The 13,847-nt window shown below is 67.4% G+C and carries 12 protein-coding genes and 2 pseudogenes; 5 read left to right on the top strand and 9 right to left on the bottom strand.

Going from position 1 to position 13,847, the window contains the following annotated elements:
• Window positions 1-69: 69 nt before the first annotated feature.
• Together ACIKT0_RS05865 and ACIKT0_RS05860 are read right to left on the bottom strand one after the other, a co-directional pair.
• Window positions 70-840, bottom strand: coding sequence for an ATP-binding protein (locus ACIKT0_RS05865; RefSeq protein WP_407104437.1), 771 nt, complete (start codon window positions 838-840; stop codon window positions 70-72).
• A 3-nt stretch (window positions 841-843) separates the two neighbouring features.
• The gene (locus ACIKT0_RS05860; protein WP_407104436.1) at window positions 844-2,079 is read right to left on the bottom strand and encodes a metallophosphoesterase family protein; all 1,236 of its coding nucleotides are present in this window, start codon (window positions 2,077-2,079) and stop codon (window positions 844-846) included.
• Between the two features lie 294 nt (window positions 2,080-2,373).
• Between ACIKT0_RS05860 and ACIKT0_RS05855 the strand changes: the two genes are divergently transcribed.
• The 3 genes from ACIKT0_RS05855 (at window position 2,374) to ACIKT0_RS05845 (ending at window position 4,089) form a co-directional block, all read left to right on the top strand.
• Complete coding sequence (locus ACIKT0_RS05855; protein WP_407104435.1) at window positions 2,374-2,829, top strand: PaaI family thioesterase; 456 nt, start codon at window positions 2,374-2,376, stop codon at window positions 2,827-2,829.
• A 68-nt stretch (window positions 2,830-2,897) separates the two neighbouring features.
• Window positions 2,898-3,347: an RrF2 family transcriptional regulator gene (locus ACIKT0_RS05850; RefSeq protein ID WP_407104434.1), complete on the top strand. Its 450-nt coding sequence runs from the start codon at window positions 2,898-2,900 to the stop codon at window positions 3,345-3,347.
• A 106-nt stretch (window positions 3,348-3,453) separates the two neighbouring features.
• Window positions 3,454-4,089, top strand: a complete 636-nt coding sequence (locus ACIKT0_RS05845) for a Crp/Fnr family transcriptional regulator (protein WP_407104433.1) — start codon at window positions 3,454-3,456, stop codon at window positions 4,087-4,089.
• Window positions 4,090-4,117: 28 nt separating this feature from the next.
• On the opposite strand, the gene ACIKT0_RS05840 is transcribed toward ACIKT0_RS05845, so the two are convergent.
• Both ACIKT0_RS05840 and ACIKT0_RS05835 read right to left on the bottom strand, forming a co-directional pair.
• Complete coding sequence (locus ACIKT0_RS05840) at window positions 4,118-5,941, bottom strand: ABC transporter ATP-binding protein (RefSeq protein WP_407104432.1); 1,824 nt, start codon at window positions 5,939-5,941, stop codon at window positions 4,118-4,120.
• Window positions 5,938-7,101, bottom strand: a complete 1,164-nt coding sequence (locus ACIKT0_RS05835) for a glycoside hydrolase family 1 protein (RefSeq protein ID WP_407104431.1) — start codon at window positions 7,099-7,101, stop codon at window positions 5,938-5,940. Before ACIKT0_RS05835 ends, ACIKT0_RS05840 begins: the two co-directional genes overlap by 4 nt.
• A 240-nt stretch (window positions 7,102-7,341) precedes the next feature.
• On the opposite strand from ACIKT0_RS05835, the gene ACIKT0_RS05830 reads away from it, so the two are divergent.
• Window positions 7,342-8,553: a glycosyltransferase gene (locus tag ACIKT0_RS05830; protein ID WP_407104430.1), complete on the top strand. Its 1,212-nt coding sequence runs from the start codon at window positions 7,342-7,344 to the stop codon at window positions 8,551-8,553.
• Window positions 8,546-9,724: a UDP-galactopyranose mutase gene (gene glf / locus ACIKT0_RS05825; RefSeq protein WP_183393620.1), complete on the top strand. Its 1,179-nt coding sequence runs from the start codon at window positions 8,546-8,548 to the stop codon at window positions 9,722-9,724. Before ACIKT0_RS05830 ends, glf begins: the two co-directional genes overlap by 8 nt.
• Before the next feature lie 92 nt (window positions 9,725-9,816).
• On the opposite strand, the gene ACIKT0_RS05820 is transcribed toward glf, so the two are convergent.
• From ACIKT0_RS05820 to ACIKT0_RS05800, 5 genes and pseudogenes are all read right to left on the bottom strand, one after another.
• Window positions 9,817-10,422 (bottom strand): YceI family protein, encoded by a 606-nt coding sequence (locus ACIKT0_RS05820; RefSeq protein WP_407104429.1) that lies wholly within the window; start codon window positions 10,420-10,422, stop codon window positions 9,817-9,819.
• Between the two features lie 106 nt (window positions 10,423-10,528).
• Window positions 10,529-10,768: pseudogene (locus ACIKT0_RS05815) on the bottom strand (AEC family transporter); the annotation flags it as partial.
• A gap of 56 nt (window positions 10,769-10,824) precedes the next feature.
• The gene (locus ACIKT0_RS05810; protein ID WP_407104428.1) at window positions 10,825-11,076 is read right to left on the bottom strand and encodes a hypothetical protein; all 252 of its coding nucleotides are present in this window, start codon (window positions 11,074-11,076) and stop codon (window positions 10,825-10,827) included.
• A 28-nt stretch (window positions 11,077-11,104) separates the two neighbouring features.
• Window positions 11,105-13,087 (bottom strand): RNA polymerase sigma factor RpoD, encoded by a 1,983-nt coding sequence (rpoD, locus tag ACIKT0_RS05805; protein ID WP_407104427.1) that lies wholly within the window; start codon window positions 13,085-13,087, stop codon window positions 11,105-11,107.
• Between the two features lie 189 nt (window positions 13,088-13,276).
• Window positions 13,277-13,847, bottom strand: a pseudogene (locus tag ACIKT0_RS05800) (DNA primase); the annotation flags it as partial.

Below are 13,847 nucleotides of genomic sequence, written 5' to 3'. Positions count from 1 at the left end.
CGCAACAGGAGCGGCTCCGCCGGGGCGCTCGTAGAGCAGCGACAGGCGGCGCGAACCAATGGCTGAACCCTATGACGTCCTCATCCCTTCGTCCACCGCGGCGGCGGCGCGATGAGCGCGGCCCAGCCGCTCGACGCGCGCTCGATCGGTTCTCAGCGCCTTTAGCTTCGCGTCGAGGTCGGCGTGGCGCGCCTCGAGCGCCTCGATGCTCTCGTTGATGCGCTTCCAGGCGGACGCCCCAAGCTCATGCGTCGCGACATCCCGGCGCGCCGCCTCGTAGCGCCGGAACTCTTCGTTGAACCGCCGGGTGGAGGCCTGCGGACGGAAGAGCGCATCGGCCTCCGCCTCCAGCGCCTTGCGCTGATCCTCCACGCCGCGCAGTCCGGACGCGGCGGCGAACAGGCTCGCGCCGCTCTCGCCGTCCGCCGAGAGCAGATCCTCGGCGCCGTCCCGCAGCGCGGCGGAGCTCAGGCCGAAGGCCCGCTCGAACACGTCGCGCGTTAGCGAGCCGAGATGGCCCGCGAGCAGATCATCGCGCAGCGGCGCGTCGTCGGGACCGACGAGCGTCGCCTTGTTTCCCTTGCGACGGCGAAAGCTGAGCTCCCGGCCGCTGGCGTCGCAGATCGTCGCTCCGAGGCGCAGGTCCCCCGTCGCGTACCGAAACGCGAAATCCGTCCGCTGCCCGAACCCGAAAAGCAGATCGGACACGGCGGCGAGCGCCGAGGTCTTGCCGGCCTCGTTGGGCCCGTAGACCACATGCAGCGCGGCGTCCGGCCGGAAGACGAGCGAGCGGCCTTCAAAGGCGCCGTACTTCTCCAGATCGAGCCGTCGGAGCCGCACGCGTCAGCGCCCGAGGCGGCCGAGGACGAGCTCGCGCGCCTCGTTCACGAGTTCAGGAAGCTCGTCGGCCAACGCCGCCTCGTCCACGAAGACGCCTCCGGGGAGCTTGGCGGCGATGACGCCGATCGTCTCCGCGGCGCGCTCAAGCAGTTCAGGCTCCGCATCGAGGCCCTCGAGCAAGGCCGCCAGATCGAGCGATTTCATCTCCGGCGCGGCCGCGGCGCCGCGCTGAAGCGGGACCGTCTCGAGCTTCGCCTTCTCGATCCAGACATTGGGAGACACGCGGTGCGCGGCGGCCTGAACCTCATCCGCAAGCCGGCGCGGATCCCGGGCGAAGCCGCCGTGCAGCCGCGTCTCCCCCAAAAGCGTGATCCGGAGCGCGACCGGCCGCCCATCCGCCTCGGCGACGACCGGTCGGATGGCAGTCTCGACAGCCGCGAGCGCCGCCTGCTCGCTCTCTGTTCCGGACAGATCCACCGTCGTGACCGCCCAACGCGCGCGGTCGGTCAGGAGCCGCTCGACGCCCGTGACGCGGTTATCCGCGACGTCGACGAGCACAGCGCCCTTGGGCCCGCACTCCCGCACGCTGCGGCCCTGGAGGTTGCCGGGGAAAACGACCCAGGGCTCCCGAGAGAGCACCGCGTGCTCGTGCACATGGCCGAGCGCCCAGTAGTCATAGCCCTTGAGGCGGAGCTCATCGAGCGTGCACGGCGCGTAGCGCGCATGGGCGGAACTCTCGCAGCAGGTGTGCAGCACGCCGATGTTGAACCAGCCGGCGACCGGGGCCGGGTAGGCGGAGGACAGATTGTCGAGCGCCGAGCGCGCCGCGAAGCTCTGGCCGTGCAACGCCACATGCAGGCTCTCGAGCCGAAACGTCTCGGGCTTTCTGGAGCCGAACTCGCGCACGCCCTGGGGAAGCGAGATGCTCTTGGTCACCACGCTGTCGGCGTCATGGTTTCCCTTGAGCAGGAAGACCGGCACGCCGGCGCGGTCGAGCTTCGCGAGCTGGCGGTTGAAGAACAGGCCGATGGAGGCGTCCTTCCATTCGCCGTCGTAGATGTCTCCGGCGAACACCGCAAAGGCGATGCGGGCCTCGATGGCGCGATCGACAAGGTCGGCGAAGGCGTCGCGGCTGGCCGCCGCGAACAGGGCCGCGACGTCGGCGTCCGCCCGGGCGAGACCCGCAAGCGGGCTGCCGAGGTGCAGATCGGCCGCATGGAGAAAGCGAAACGAGCTCATGGAGACTCCGGTCTCGTCAGCTCGCGACCATGGAGGGTGACGCCGCGATTCGCCAATCCCCGCGACGTCAGGCTCCTGCCCGCCCTCGCGTCCCTGCCAACGCTGAATGAAAGCCTCGACGGCTTTGTCCGTCATGCGCCGCCCCCCGCGCCGGCGCCCGACCCAGAGTAGGCGCCGAAGACCATTGGCAATTATTAGTTGTTTTATTAGCCGCCGCAACTCACGCGCGCGGTTGACGCGGGGAGCTCAATGCGGCCTGAGGGGGAGGCTGTGTATTCCGCTCCCGGGGCGCTCATGATCGATCGGACCGACGCCGCGCCAGAAGGGTGGACGCTCTTCGAAGACCAGGGGTTCATCGACCTGGTTGGCCCGCTCTACGAACGGCGCGATCCGGCCGCCCCCCGCGCCTTCGGCTTTCGCGCCGGGCAGAAGCACGCAAACCTTGTCGGCGTCGTGCAGGGGGGCATGCTGATGACGCTCGCCGACCGCGCCCTTGGCGTAGCGGCGTGGGACGCGGCCGGCGGCCGGCCCTGCGTCACCGTTCAGTTCGACATGCAGTTCCTGACCGCCGCCCCCCTCGGCTCCTTCGTCTTCGTGGAGCCCGAGGTGCTGCGGCTGACTTCCTCCATCGTGTTCCTCCGTGGAACGCTGAGGGTCGGCCGCCGCAACGTCGCCTCCGCGGCAGGGCTCTGGAAGATCCTGAAGCCGCGCGCGACGAGCCGCTCGGACGACGCCGCGGGAGAGAGCTAGCCGCTCTTCCGCATTTCTATTGTTTGCGTAGGGCGTCCAGCTTATGTCCTCGCGCTCAGGACGCCAGAATGCTTACCAAGAAAGCCAAATACGGTCTCAAGGCGATGGTCGACCTCGCGCGGCTGGAGGCGGGGCGCTCCAGCTTCGTCGCGGACGTGGCCGAGCGAAACGGCATTCCGAAGAAGTTCCTCGACGCCATTCTCGGGGAGTTGCGCAACGCCGGCCTGCTCACGAGCAAGAAGGGCAAGGCCGGCGGCTATATGCTGTCCAAGCCGCCCCAGCAGATCACGGTGGGCTCCATCGTTCGCGCGCTCGACGGGCCGCTCGCGCCGATCGCCTGCGCCAGCCGCAGCGCCTATGTGCCTTGCGACGACTGCCGCGACGTGAAGACCTGCCAGGTGCGCCTGCTGATGATCGAGGTTCGCAACTCGATATCCGATGTGCTCGACAAGCAGAGCCTCGCAGAGCTGCGGGATATCGGCGACACCGACATGAGTTCGTTCGTGTACGAGATCTAGGGTGGCGCTCCTGTCGCGCTAAGCCAGAACGGGAGCTTCGGTGGATCCAGCGACGTCGAGGAATTCGACCCTAGGGCAGCTGCAAAGGCTGCTTCTGGACGGGCGCATGGAAGGCGCCGCGGGGCTCGAACCCGCGGCGCGGTCGTTTGAGCGGGAGCGCGGCCAGTTCCTGCACCCCTCCCAGGACGGCCTCGATCAGTTGCACTTCGTCACGGAAGGGCTGGTGGCGATCCTCGCCCAGGCCCCCGACGGGATCGCGGAGGCCGGCCTGGTCGGACCCGCCGGGCTCGTCGAGTATCAGGCGGCGCTGGGCGCCACCGCGACGCGCACGGTCGCCGTCGCCCTCACGTCGGTTCGAGGCGTGGCGGTCCCCCGCTCCACCGTTCTCCAGGCCCTTCAGCGCTCCGCGATCCTGCGGCGTGAACTCTTCGACTACGCGGCGCGGCGGATCGCCGAGACGGAGCAGCTCTGCGTTTGCGCGGCGCGTCACTCGATCGAGCGGCGTCTTGCGCGCTGGTTGCTTCAGGCGTCTCGGCTGCTGGGACACAAGCCGGTCGAAATCACCCACCAGCAGTTCGCGTCGCTGTTCGGCGTTCGGCGCGCCAGCGTCACGACGAGCCTTCATCTGCTCGAGGGCGAGATGGCGATCCGCTGCTGGCGAGGCCGGATAGAGATCCGCGATCCGGCGAGGCTCGAGGCGCTGTCCTGCGGATGCGAGGCCCCCCGGCCGCAATCGGACTGACGGCGACGCCGCGCCGACCGGCGGCGCGTCACCCCACTTCTTCGAGGGCCTCGTCCACGGAGAGCCCGCGCGACTGAAGGCGCCACATCTTCGCAAAGGCGCCGTGGGACCCGAGGAGCTCGTCGATCGAGCCGTCTTCGAGAACGCGTCCCTGGTGGAGCACGACGATGCGGTCGAAATCCGACAGCGTCGACAGCCGGTGAGCGACGGCGATGACGGTGCGCCCGCGCGTCAGCCGGTCAAGCGCGCGCTGCACCTCGATCTCCGCCTCGGTGTCGAGCGCGGAGGTCGCCTCATCCAGCACCACGATCTGCGCGTTCTTCAGAATGGCGCGTGCGATGCCGATGCGCTGCCGCTGCCCGCCTGACAGCTTGGCGCCCCGCTCGCCCACCATCGTGTCGTACCCCTCGGGGAGATCGAGGATGAAGTCGCATTGCGCCGCCGCAGCGGCCTCATAGACCTCCTCGTCGGTGGCCTCCGGGCGACCGAAGCGGATGTTCTCCATGACGGTCCGGTGGAACAGCGAGATTTCCTGGGGGACCACCGCGATCGCGTAGCGCAGGGATTCCTGCGTCAGCTCCGAGGTCGCCTGGCCGTCGATCAGCACCCGTCCGTGCTGCACGTCATGCAGCCTCTGGACGAGGTGGATCAGGGTGGACTTGCCCGCGCCCGAGGCGCCGACCACCCCGACCTTCTGGCCGGCCGGGATCTCCAGCGAGAAGTCGTGCAGCACGGGCTTGCCGCCGCCATAGCCGAAGCTGACGTGCTCGAACTTGATCGCGCCGCCCTTGCGCCGGAAGGGCCGAGCGTTCGGCGCGTCGACGACCTCGTGCGGCTTTCCGATCACCCTGAGGGTCTCGCCGATGTAGCTGAGGTGCTGCTCCATATCGACGAGGGCCATCGCGAGGTCGCGGGACCCGTGAAGGATCCGGAAGACCAGCGTGCTGACCACCACGACGTCGCCGCCGGTGACGCTTCCGCGCGTCCAGAGCGTCACGGCCCAGATCAGCATCGAACCGGCCATCACCCAGAGCAGGGCGTCGTGCAGGACCCGCGCCTTCTCCGTGAACATCCAGCTTCTTCGCTGCGCCCGCGCCTCGACGTCGAACGTGGCGCGCAGCCGCGCCCGCTCCCGCGCATTCGCGGCGAAGGCCTTGACCGCCCAGATGTTCGAGATGACGTCGATCAGCTCGCCGCCCACGGTCCCGGCCTGCTCCGCGTAGCGCCGGTGCAGGGGCCTGCCCTTCACGCTGAAGGCGATGAGCCCGAGCGTTATGCCGACGACCGCCACGGTGAGCGCCATCGCCATGCCGACGTTGATCGTGAAGAAGATGAGGAGCGCGCCGAAGAAGCTGACGATCGGCGGCATCACGTTCCAGGTCAGCTTGTTCACGAACTGACCGAAATCGCCCGCGGTCGACGTGATCCGGTGCCCAAGGCCGCCGGCCCGTTCCTCCTGGAAGAACCGCATGGGGTGCCCGGCGACGTAGTCGAGCAGATCGAGCCGGATGTCGACCCCGACGCCGACCGTCGTCCGGCAGCCGAGCCATCCGCTCACACGCCACAGGATGCTCTCGATCGCCGTCAGGCCGATGAAGAAGGCGAGCGCGAACCAGACCGCCTCATTGCCGCGCGCCGGCTTCTCCATCGCGTCGACGAGAAGCTTCATGCCGTACTGGGAGGCGATCATGCAGCACGAGGCCACGGTGACGACCGTCATCAGACTGATGAAGTGGCCGGGCCAACGCTTGCAGTAGCGCCAGAGGAACGCCTTGGGGCTGCGCAGCGCCGAGGCGAGCGGCGCGTCTTCCTCGCGGCGCTCCGGCGCGTAGGCGAGCTCCGCCGCGCTCACGAGGCGACGCGCCGGAGAAGCGGGGCCGAAGCGCCCATGGCGGCGCCGCCTTCAAACCGTGCCTGCTGCCGTTCGAGCTCCTCGGCGAGCGGCTGATAAACGGCGCGCCGACCGCTCTCGTCCGGCGATCCCAGGAGGCCCACCTCGCATGTCCGGTCGTTCTCCCAGCCCGGATAGTCGAGGATGGGGTAAAGGCACACCGCCTCGACAGGAACGTTGGCCTGGCGGGCCGTCGCCACCTCGCCGGACACATAGTTGAGCCAGGCCGGGCGCGCCGAGCGTTCGGCGCCGGTCTCCGAGACGATCACCGGCCGGCCGTAGCGCTCGTGCGTCTCCGCGAGCATCTCGCTGAACGGCTTGTAGTCGTGGTGGCCCATCGGGATCGCCCCGCCTCCGAGCACCCACTGATTGTCCGGATAGAAGTTGAGCCCGACGATATCGAGCTTGTCCGGGGATCCGCCGAGCTCCGGCGCGACGCGCCCCGCGAGCATGTCATGGGCCTCGAACTGCGACAGCCGGTAGTTCTCGGCCGCCGCCTGATCAGCCTGCCGGGCCGACGCAGGCACGACGTTGATCGACGGCTCGGCGCAAATGAAACGCGCTCGCGGCTCGACCTCGCGGATCGCGTCGGTGGCGGCGATCGCGGCGCGCACCAGCTGCCGCTTGAGCTCGGCGCCCCGGCGACGCGCCGTCGGGTTGAACAGCGCCATGTCGCCGCCCGCCCACGCCCAGTACGAGATCTCGTTCACGGGGCAGAAGTACGGAACGTCGTCGCTCTCGTTGCGGAGGAAACGCGTGGCGGCCTTGGCGAACCTGGCGAAGCGCTCGGGGAAAGAGGCCGACCAGATGTCGAGCTTGTCCGGGTAGCCGTAGTGGCACAGGTCCCAGATCACCTGGATCCCGGCCTCCGCCGCGGCCTTCGCCATGGGAGCGACGCTCGACCAGTCGTAGAAGCCCGGCGACACCTCGATCCGGTGCCAGCGCATCCCGTCGCGGGCCGCGCGCATGCCATGCGCGGCCACCGCCGCGTAGTCGGCGCGCGCGTGAAGGTCGTGCCGGGTCGACGCCAGCAGATCGAGCCTGCGGCCATCGCCTCTCTTCTGCGCGGCGCACTCGAAGCCCGCAAGAAAGAAGCTTCGCAGCCCTGCTGTGGGCGGCAACGCTGATCCGGTCAAAAGCAACTCCTGAAAGCCCGCGCGACGCGTCTTCCCCACGCCCGGTTTGGGAATAGGAAACCCGCCGTCGAGGCTTTTGTACGGCAACGTACAAAATGGGCTCGCGGGGAACTGCCGGAGCCAGGGATTGTTTCGCAGGGGACGAAGTGCGGCGCGCGGCGCGCGTCGCCATGTCGACTGCCTTCGCCAGCCTCGGACTGTCGCCACATATCAGCGGGAGAGAATATGCGAACGACGGCCAACTACGCCGAAAGCGTGGGATCCGAAGAGCTTCTGACCATCGAAGACGCCACCGTCGTCTGCTTCTCTCACCTCAGATGGGACTTCGTCTATCAGCGTCCCCAGCATCTGCTGAGCCGCCTCGCGCGCCATCACGACGTGCTGTTCATCGAGGAGCCGGTGTTCGAGGACGTCGCCGAGCCCACGATGCGCGTCGGCGCCCGCGAAGGGCGCATCCGGGTCGGCGTGCCCGTGCTGCCGCACGGCCTGAGCGAGAGCGGCAAGATCCTCGCCCAACGGCAACTGGTGGATCAGCAACTAGCGTCGCTCCCCCCCGCCCCCCGCATCCTCTGGTACTACACGCCGATGGCGCTGCTGTTCAGCCGCCACCTCGACGCCGACGTCGTCGTCTTCGACAACATGGACCAGCTTTCCGCCTTCAAGGGCGCGCCGCCTGAGCTGGTCGCTCTCGAGGACGAGATGCTGGCCCGCGCGCACGTCGTCTTCACCGGGGGCCACAGCCTTTACGAGGCGAAGAAGCACCGGCACGACAACATCCACGCCTTTCCGAGCAGCATCGACGTGGCCCATTTCGGCCGCGGGCGGGCCCATGACCGGAAGGAGCCGGACGATCAGGCGGCGATCCCCGGCCCCCGCATCGGCTTCTTCGGCGTGGTGGACGAGCGGATGGATCTCGACCTCGTGCGCGAGCTCGCGGACACGCGGCCGAACTGGTCGTTCGTGATGATCGGCCCCGTGGTCAAGATCGACCCGGCGGACCTTCCTCGCAGGTCGAACATCCACTGGCTGGGCGGGCGCGACTACAAGACCCTTCCGGAGTACATCGGCGGCTGGGACGTGGGCTTCATGCCGTTCGCGATGAACGAGTCGACCCAGTTCATCAGCCCGACCAAGACTCCCGAGTTTCTGGCGGCCGGCGTGCCGGTCGTCTCGACCCCCATCGTCGACGTCGTGCGTTCATACGGCGACGAGAAGCACGTCGTGATCGCTAAGGGCGCCGCGGCGTTCGTCGAAGCAGCCGAAGAGCTGATGGCGATGGAAAGGGCGAACTGGCTCCAGCGTGTCGATCAGAAGCTCGCGGAGTCATCCTGGGATCAGACATTCGAGAGGATCTACGAACACGTCGCGGCCGCCGCTAGGCGCAGCGGCGCGGACCACGAAGGGGCGCACCTGAGAAAGGATACCTTCCGTGTATGATTGGCTGATCGTCGGAGCCGGCTTCGCCGGCAGCGTGCTGGCCGAACGCATCGCCTCCCAGCGCGACCAGTCCGTGCTGATCATCGACCGCCGTCCGCACATCGCCGGCAACGCCTACGATCGGCACGACGACGCGGGCGTACTGATGCATCAGTACGGTCCGCACATATTCCACACCAATTCTGACGCCATCGTCGACTACCTGTCGCAGTTCACCGAATGGCGGCCATACGAGCATCGGGTGCTCGGCCGGATCGACGACAAGCTGGTCCCCATTCCGATCAACCGGACGACGATCAACGCGCTCTACGGGCTGGACCTGCGGACGGACGAGGAGGCGGAAGCCTTCCTGGCTTCGCGTGCAGAGCCGGTCGAGGAGATCAGGACGTCCGAGGATGTGGTCGTTAGCAAGGTCGGCCGTGAGCTCTACGAGAAATTCTTCCGGGGCTATACGCGCAAGCAGTGGGGCCTTGACCCGTCGGAGCTCGACAAGTCAGTGACCGCTCGGGTGCCGACGCGCACCAATGAGGACGACCGCTACTTCACCGACACGCACCAGATCATGCCGAAGCATGGTTACACGCGCATGTTCGAGAAGATGCTGTCGCATCCGAACATCAAGATCATGCTGAACGCTGATTATCGCGAGATCCGCGATATCGTTCCGCATCGGCGGCTGATCTACACTGGCCCGATCGACGAGTTTTTCGACTTCCGCTACGGCAAGTTGCCATATCGGTCGCTGCGCTTCGAGCACCGGACGCTGGAGCAGGAACAGTTCCAGGAGACCGGAACGGTCAACTACCCCATGAGCGAGGAATACACCCGGATCAGCGAGTACAAGCACCTGACCGGGCAGAAGCACCACGCCACGACCATCACCTATGAATATCCGTCCGCGAAGGGCGACCCGTACTACCCGATCCCGCGGCCGGAAAATCAGGCGCTCTACAAGAAGTATCAGGCTCTGGCCGCCGAGACCGACAACGTCCATTTTGTCGGGCGGCTGGCGACCTATCGGTACTACAATATGGACCAGGTGGTCGGTCAGGCTCTCGCGGAGTTCCGGCGGATCCAGGAAGCGGTCCCGCTGTGGACGGCGCCGGTGAACGGCAAGAGCCACCACACCGACGGCGAACTGGTCATACCCGCCGGCCGCGCTCTGAACTGAGCCACCCGGCGAGACTTCCAACGACATAACGGCGCCCCGGGGGGGGCGCCGTTCTCGTTTTTCGTGGTCGCCGTCTACCGCCGCCGCGAGGATTACTTCTCGAACGCGCCGGCGATCGTGAGGTCCACCTCGTCGGAGACCACCGGCGCGAAGGCGCCCAGGCCGAAATCGCTGCGCTTCACCTTGGCCGTCGCCGAGAAGCCGATCGTCTCGGCCTTGTTCATCGGGTTCACGCCCACGCCGTGGAACACGGCCTGCAGCGTCACGGGCTTGGTGACCCCGTGAAGCGTCAGGTCCCCGACGATCGTCGCCTTCTCGCCCGAGGCCTCGATCGAGGTCGATCGGAAGGTCGCCGTCGGATGCTTCTCGACGTCCAGGAACTCCGGCGTCGCGAGATGCTTCGCGAACTTCTCGGAGGTTACGACAAGCCCCGACGTCGGGACCTCGATCTCGAGCTTCGCTTTGGCGGGCTCCTTCGGATCGATCGTCAGGCTGCCCGTGATCTGTCCGAACATCCCGGTGAGCATGGAGAAGCCCATATGGTCGACCGACCAGACGACCTGGGTGTGGTTCGGGTCGGCCTTGTAGGTTCCGGCCTGGACCTTCGAGACGTCGGCTGTGCCGGGAACCTGCTGGGCGGCGACGGGCGTCGCCGCGGCGACCAGCGCGATGGCGAGGGCCGAAAGAACCTGTTTCATGATCTGCGTTCCGGACCGTTTAGGGGGGAGGCGGTTTGTCGCCCATCCCGCGGCCGGCGTGAAGCCGCTCCGGCTCAAGCGCGGTTTGCGCTGAAGCCATCCCGGATCAACGGATCGACGCGAGATAGGCGCTCACCGTCCGCACCGAGAGCATCGTCGAGATCAGCACGACGCGCGACGTGACGGCCACCTCCCGCTGATAGTGTTCGGCCAGCATGAATGAACCGGTGCCGGTCGGCAGCGCCGCCATCAGCACCGCCGCATGAACGAGCGGCGGATCGAGCCGGAACGCGTAGACCGCGAAGACCCAGGTCACAAGCGGGTGAGCGACGAGCTTGAGCGCGACCGTAGCGTCGTGACTCCGCCTGGGCGGGTGCCTCTTCGCTCCGCGGCGCGAAGAGGTCAGAGCCTTCGCGCGTAGTTCGCGCGGACGTGCTGGTTGACGTAGGTGGCGAGGCCCTCCCCCGCCGCCGCGAGCCGCGTCATGGCCGCGACGTGCTCCGGTCCCGGCGCGGTCGCGTCGTAGCGGTAGCCGCCGCCGTCCCTGAACCAGAGGTCGATGAAGTCCTCCCCCAGCGCGTAGGCCACGACGCCGGAGGCGCCGCTGCGGTCTTCGTAGGGGATGCGCCGCGGGTGAGGCGAGCGCCCGGCCATCGGAGCTTGTCCGACGCCGACCGCCCGGTCAGTTGTCGAGGAAGCTGCGGAGCTTCCGCGAGCGGCTCGGGTGCTTGAGCTTGCGGAGCGCCTTGGCCTCGATCTGGCGAATGCGCTCGCGCGTCACCGAGAACTGCTGGCCGACCTCCTCGAGGGTGTGGTCGGTGTTCATGCCGATGCCGAAGCGCATGCGCAGCACGCGCTCCTCGCGGGGCGTGAGCGAGGCCAGAACGCGCGTCGTCGTCTCGCGCAGATTGCTCTGGATCGCGGCGTCGATCGGCAGGATCGCGTTCTTGTCCTCGATGAAGTCGCCGAGGTGAGAATCTTCCTCGTCGCCGATCGGCGTTTCGAGGGAGATCGGCTCCTTGGCGATCTTGAGGACCTTGCGGACCTTCTCGAGCGGCATGGCGAGCTTCTCGGCCAGCTCTTCGGGGGTCGGCTCGCGGCCGATCTCGTGAAGCATCTGGCGCGAGGTGCGGACGATCTTGTTGATCGTCTCGATCATGTGGACCGGGATGCGGATGGTGCGCGCCTGGTCCGCGATCGAGCGGGTGATCGCCTGCCGGATCCACCACGTCGCATAGGTCGAGAACTTGTAGCCGCGGCGGTACTCGAACTTGTCGACCGCCTTCATCAGGCCGATGTTGCCCTCCTGGATCAGGTCCAGGAACTGCAGGCCGCGGTTGGTGTACTTCTTGGCGATCGAGATCACGAGGCGGAGGTTCGCCTCCACCATCTCCTTCTTCGCCTGCCGTGCCTCGCGCTCGCCCTTCTGCACCATCTGGACGATGCGGCGGAACTCCTGGATCTCCAGGCCGGTCTCGGTCGCGAGGTTATGGATGTCGCCGCGGATGTCCTTGACGAGGTCCTTCTCGGCAGCGACGAAGCCCTTCCAGCCTTTCGTGCCGAGATTGGCGACGCGGCGGATCCAGTTCGGGTCGAGCTCGTAGCCCTGGTACTGCTTCAGGAAGTCGAGACGGTCGACGCCGAAGCTCTCCGCTAGCCGCATCAGCCGGCCTTCCAGCGCCACCAGCCGCTTGTTGATGTCGTAGAGCTGCTCCACCAGCGAGTCGATGCGGTTCTGGTTGAGCGACAGCGACTTCACGTTGACGACGATGTCGTCCTTGAGCTTCTTGTATTTGCGGTCCTGCGCGGGCGACAGGGTGCGGTTCTGCAGCCGGTTCTCGACGTTCTGGTCCTGCAGGCGGCGCAGCTTCTTGTAGTCGTCGGCGATGGCGTCGAAGGTCGCCACGACCTTCGGCTTCAGCTCGGTCTCCATCGCGGAGAGCGAGACATTGTTCTCCATGTCGTCGTCGTCGACGTCGCTCTCGGGAGCGGTGGCCTCCGAGGCCTCCGCTTCTTCGCCCTCGGCGTCCGTCTGCGTCGCGTCGGCGCGGGTCTCCGGACCGGCGTAGGTCGCCTCGAGATCGATGATCTCGCGGAGCAGAATCTTGCCTTCGTTGAGCTCGTCCCGCCAGATGATGATGGCCTGGAACGTGAGCGGGCTCTCGCAGAGCCCGGCGATCATCGCCTCGCGGCCGGCCTCGATGCGCTTGGCGATCGCGATCTCGCCTTCGCGCGACAACAGCTCGACCGAGCCCATCTCGCGCAGATACATGCGGACGGGATCGTCGGTGCGATCGGTCGGCTCGGCCTTCTGGGTGACAGCGACCGCGGAGGCGCGCGGGCTGCTCTCGACGAGTTCGCCGCCCTCGGGCTCGTCGTCGTCGGACGCCCCCTCCTCGCGCTCCGCCTTTTCCTCGGCTTCCTCCGAGTCCACCACATTGATGCCCATCTCGTTGAGCATCGACATGACGTCCTCGATCTGGTCGGCCGTATTCTGGTCCGACGGCAGAACGTCGTTCAGTTCGTCATTCGTCACATAGCCGCGCTTCTTGGCGGCCGTGATCATGCGCTTCACGGCGCGATCGTTGAGATCGAGCAGGGGACCGGCTTCGGTCTCCGGCGCGCTCGTCTCGGTTTCGTCCTTCGCCTGCAGTTTGGTCGCCATTCGTCCAATCTCCGCGCCAGACCGCGCCGCCCGGCCACGCAATAACCGCCCCCGGCGTCCCGGCGGCGGCGAATCAGTGTCGCTTAAAAGGTAAAGCAGAGCAGCCTTACGCCCACTTTAACCCTGGAGGAACCTCGCCATAAACCACGGGCCGCCACGTAGCGAGTCCCACGGCGGCGGCCCCATCTGTCACATCGGCCGCACCGCGCGGCCCGAAGCGCCGCCGAAGCCGTCAATGGAGGCCTCAGAGCCTTCCGCTGTGGAAAGCTGACGCTGAATCTCCACGATGCGGCGGAAATTCGTGTCCGTGAATTCGCGCCCGAATTCCTGCTCCGCCTCGCGAAGCTCTCTATGTAACGCCCGGACCTTGTTATGCAAGGCGGCCGCGTGCCGCCACGCCAAGCCCACGTCGGCAGGATCCGCCTCGTCGCCCACCCACCAGTCGCCCGGGAGAAGCGCCGCCCGCGCCCGCTCAAGGAGCGGAGCAAGGCCCGCCGCATCCAGCTCCAGGACGATCGCGTCCCGCTCAAGCGCGCCGTGGGCGTAGGCGTCAAGAACCGCGGTCCGCAGCTTGGCGAGCTCCCGGCTGGTGAGCTCCAGCTCCGCGAAGGCTTCCGCCAGTTGGTCGAGCAGCGCCGGGTGATTGGCGACGGCGAGCACGAGCGCCACCTCGCGCGACTGGAGCCGCCCTGAGGCGCCCGCCACCGCGGAACTCTTCCGCTCGCCGCCTCGGCGGGCCTGCGGAAGAGTTCCGCGGTGG

This window comes from Hansschlegelia beijingensis (assembly GCF_045505405.1).
In the GTDB taxonomy this organism is placed as follows: domain Bacteria; phylum Pseudomonadota; class Alphaproteobacteria; order Rhizobiales; family Methylopilaceae; genus Methylopila; species Methylopila beijingensis_A.
Note: the sequence above shows the minus strand (reverse complement) of the source record. Positions and strands in the feature narration are given on the sequence as shown.

Bases quoted from the DNA above. Each gene is read 5' to 3' on its own strand.
- ACIKT0_RS05860 (WP_407104436.1), bottom strand. From the start codon at position 2,079: ATGAGCTCGTTTCGCTTTCTCCATGCGGCCGATCTGCACCTCGGCAGC.
- ACIKT0_RS05855 (WP_407104435.1), top strand. From the start codon at position 2,374: ATGATCGATCGGACCGACGCCGCGCCAGAAGGGTGGACGCTCTTCGAA.
- ACIKT0_RS05850 (WP_407104434.1), top strand. From the start codon at position 2,898: ATGCTTACCAAGAAAGCCAAATACGGTCTCAAGGCGATGGTCGACCTC.
- ACIKT0_RS05845 (WP_407104433.1), top strand. From the start codon at position 3,454: ATGGAAGGCGCCGCGGGGCTCGAACCCGCGGCGCGGTCGTTTGAGCGG.
- ACIKT0_RS05830 (WP_407104430.1), top strand. From the start codon at position 7,342: ATGCGAACGACGGCCAACTACGCCGAAAGCGTGGGATCCGAAGAGCTT.
- ACIKT0_RS05820 (WP_407104429.1), bottom strand. From the start codon at position 10,422: ATGAAACAGGTTCTTTCGGCCCTCGCCATCGCGCTGGTCGCCGCGGCG.
- ACIKT0_RS05810 (WP_407104428.1), bottom strand. From the start codon at position 11,076: ATGGCCGGGCGCTCGCCTCACCCGCGGCGCATCCCCTACGAAGACCGC.
- rpoD (WP_407104427.1), bottom strand. From the start codon at position 13,087: ATGGCGACCAAACTGCAGGCGAAGGACGAAACCGAGACGAGCGCGCCG.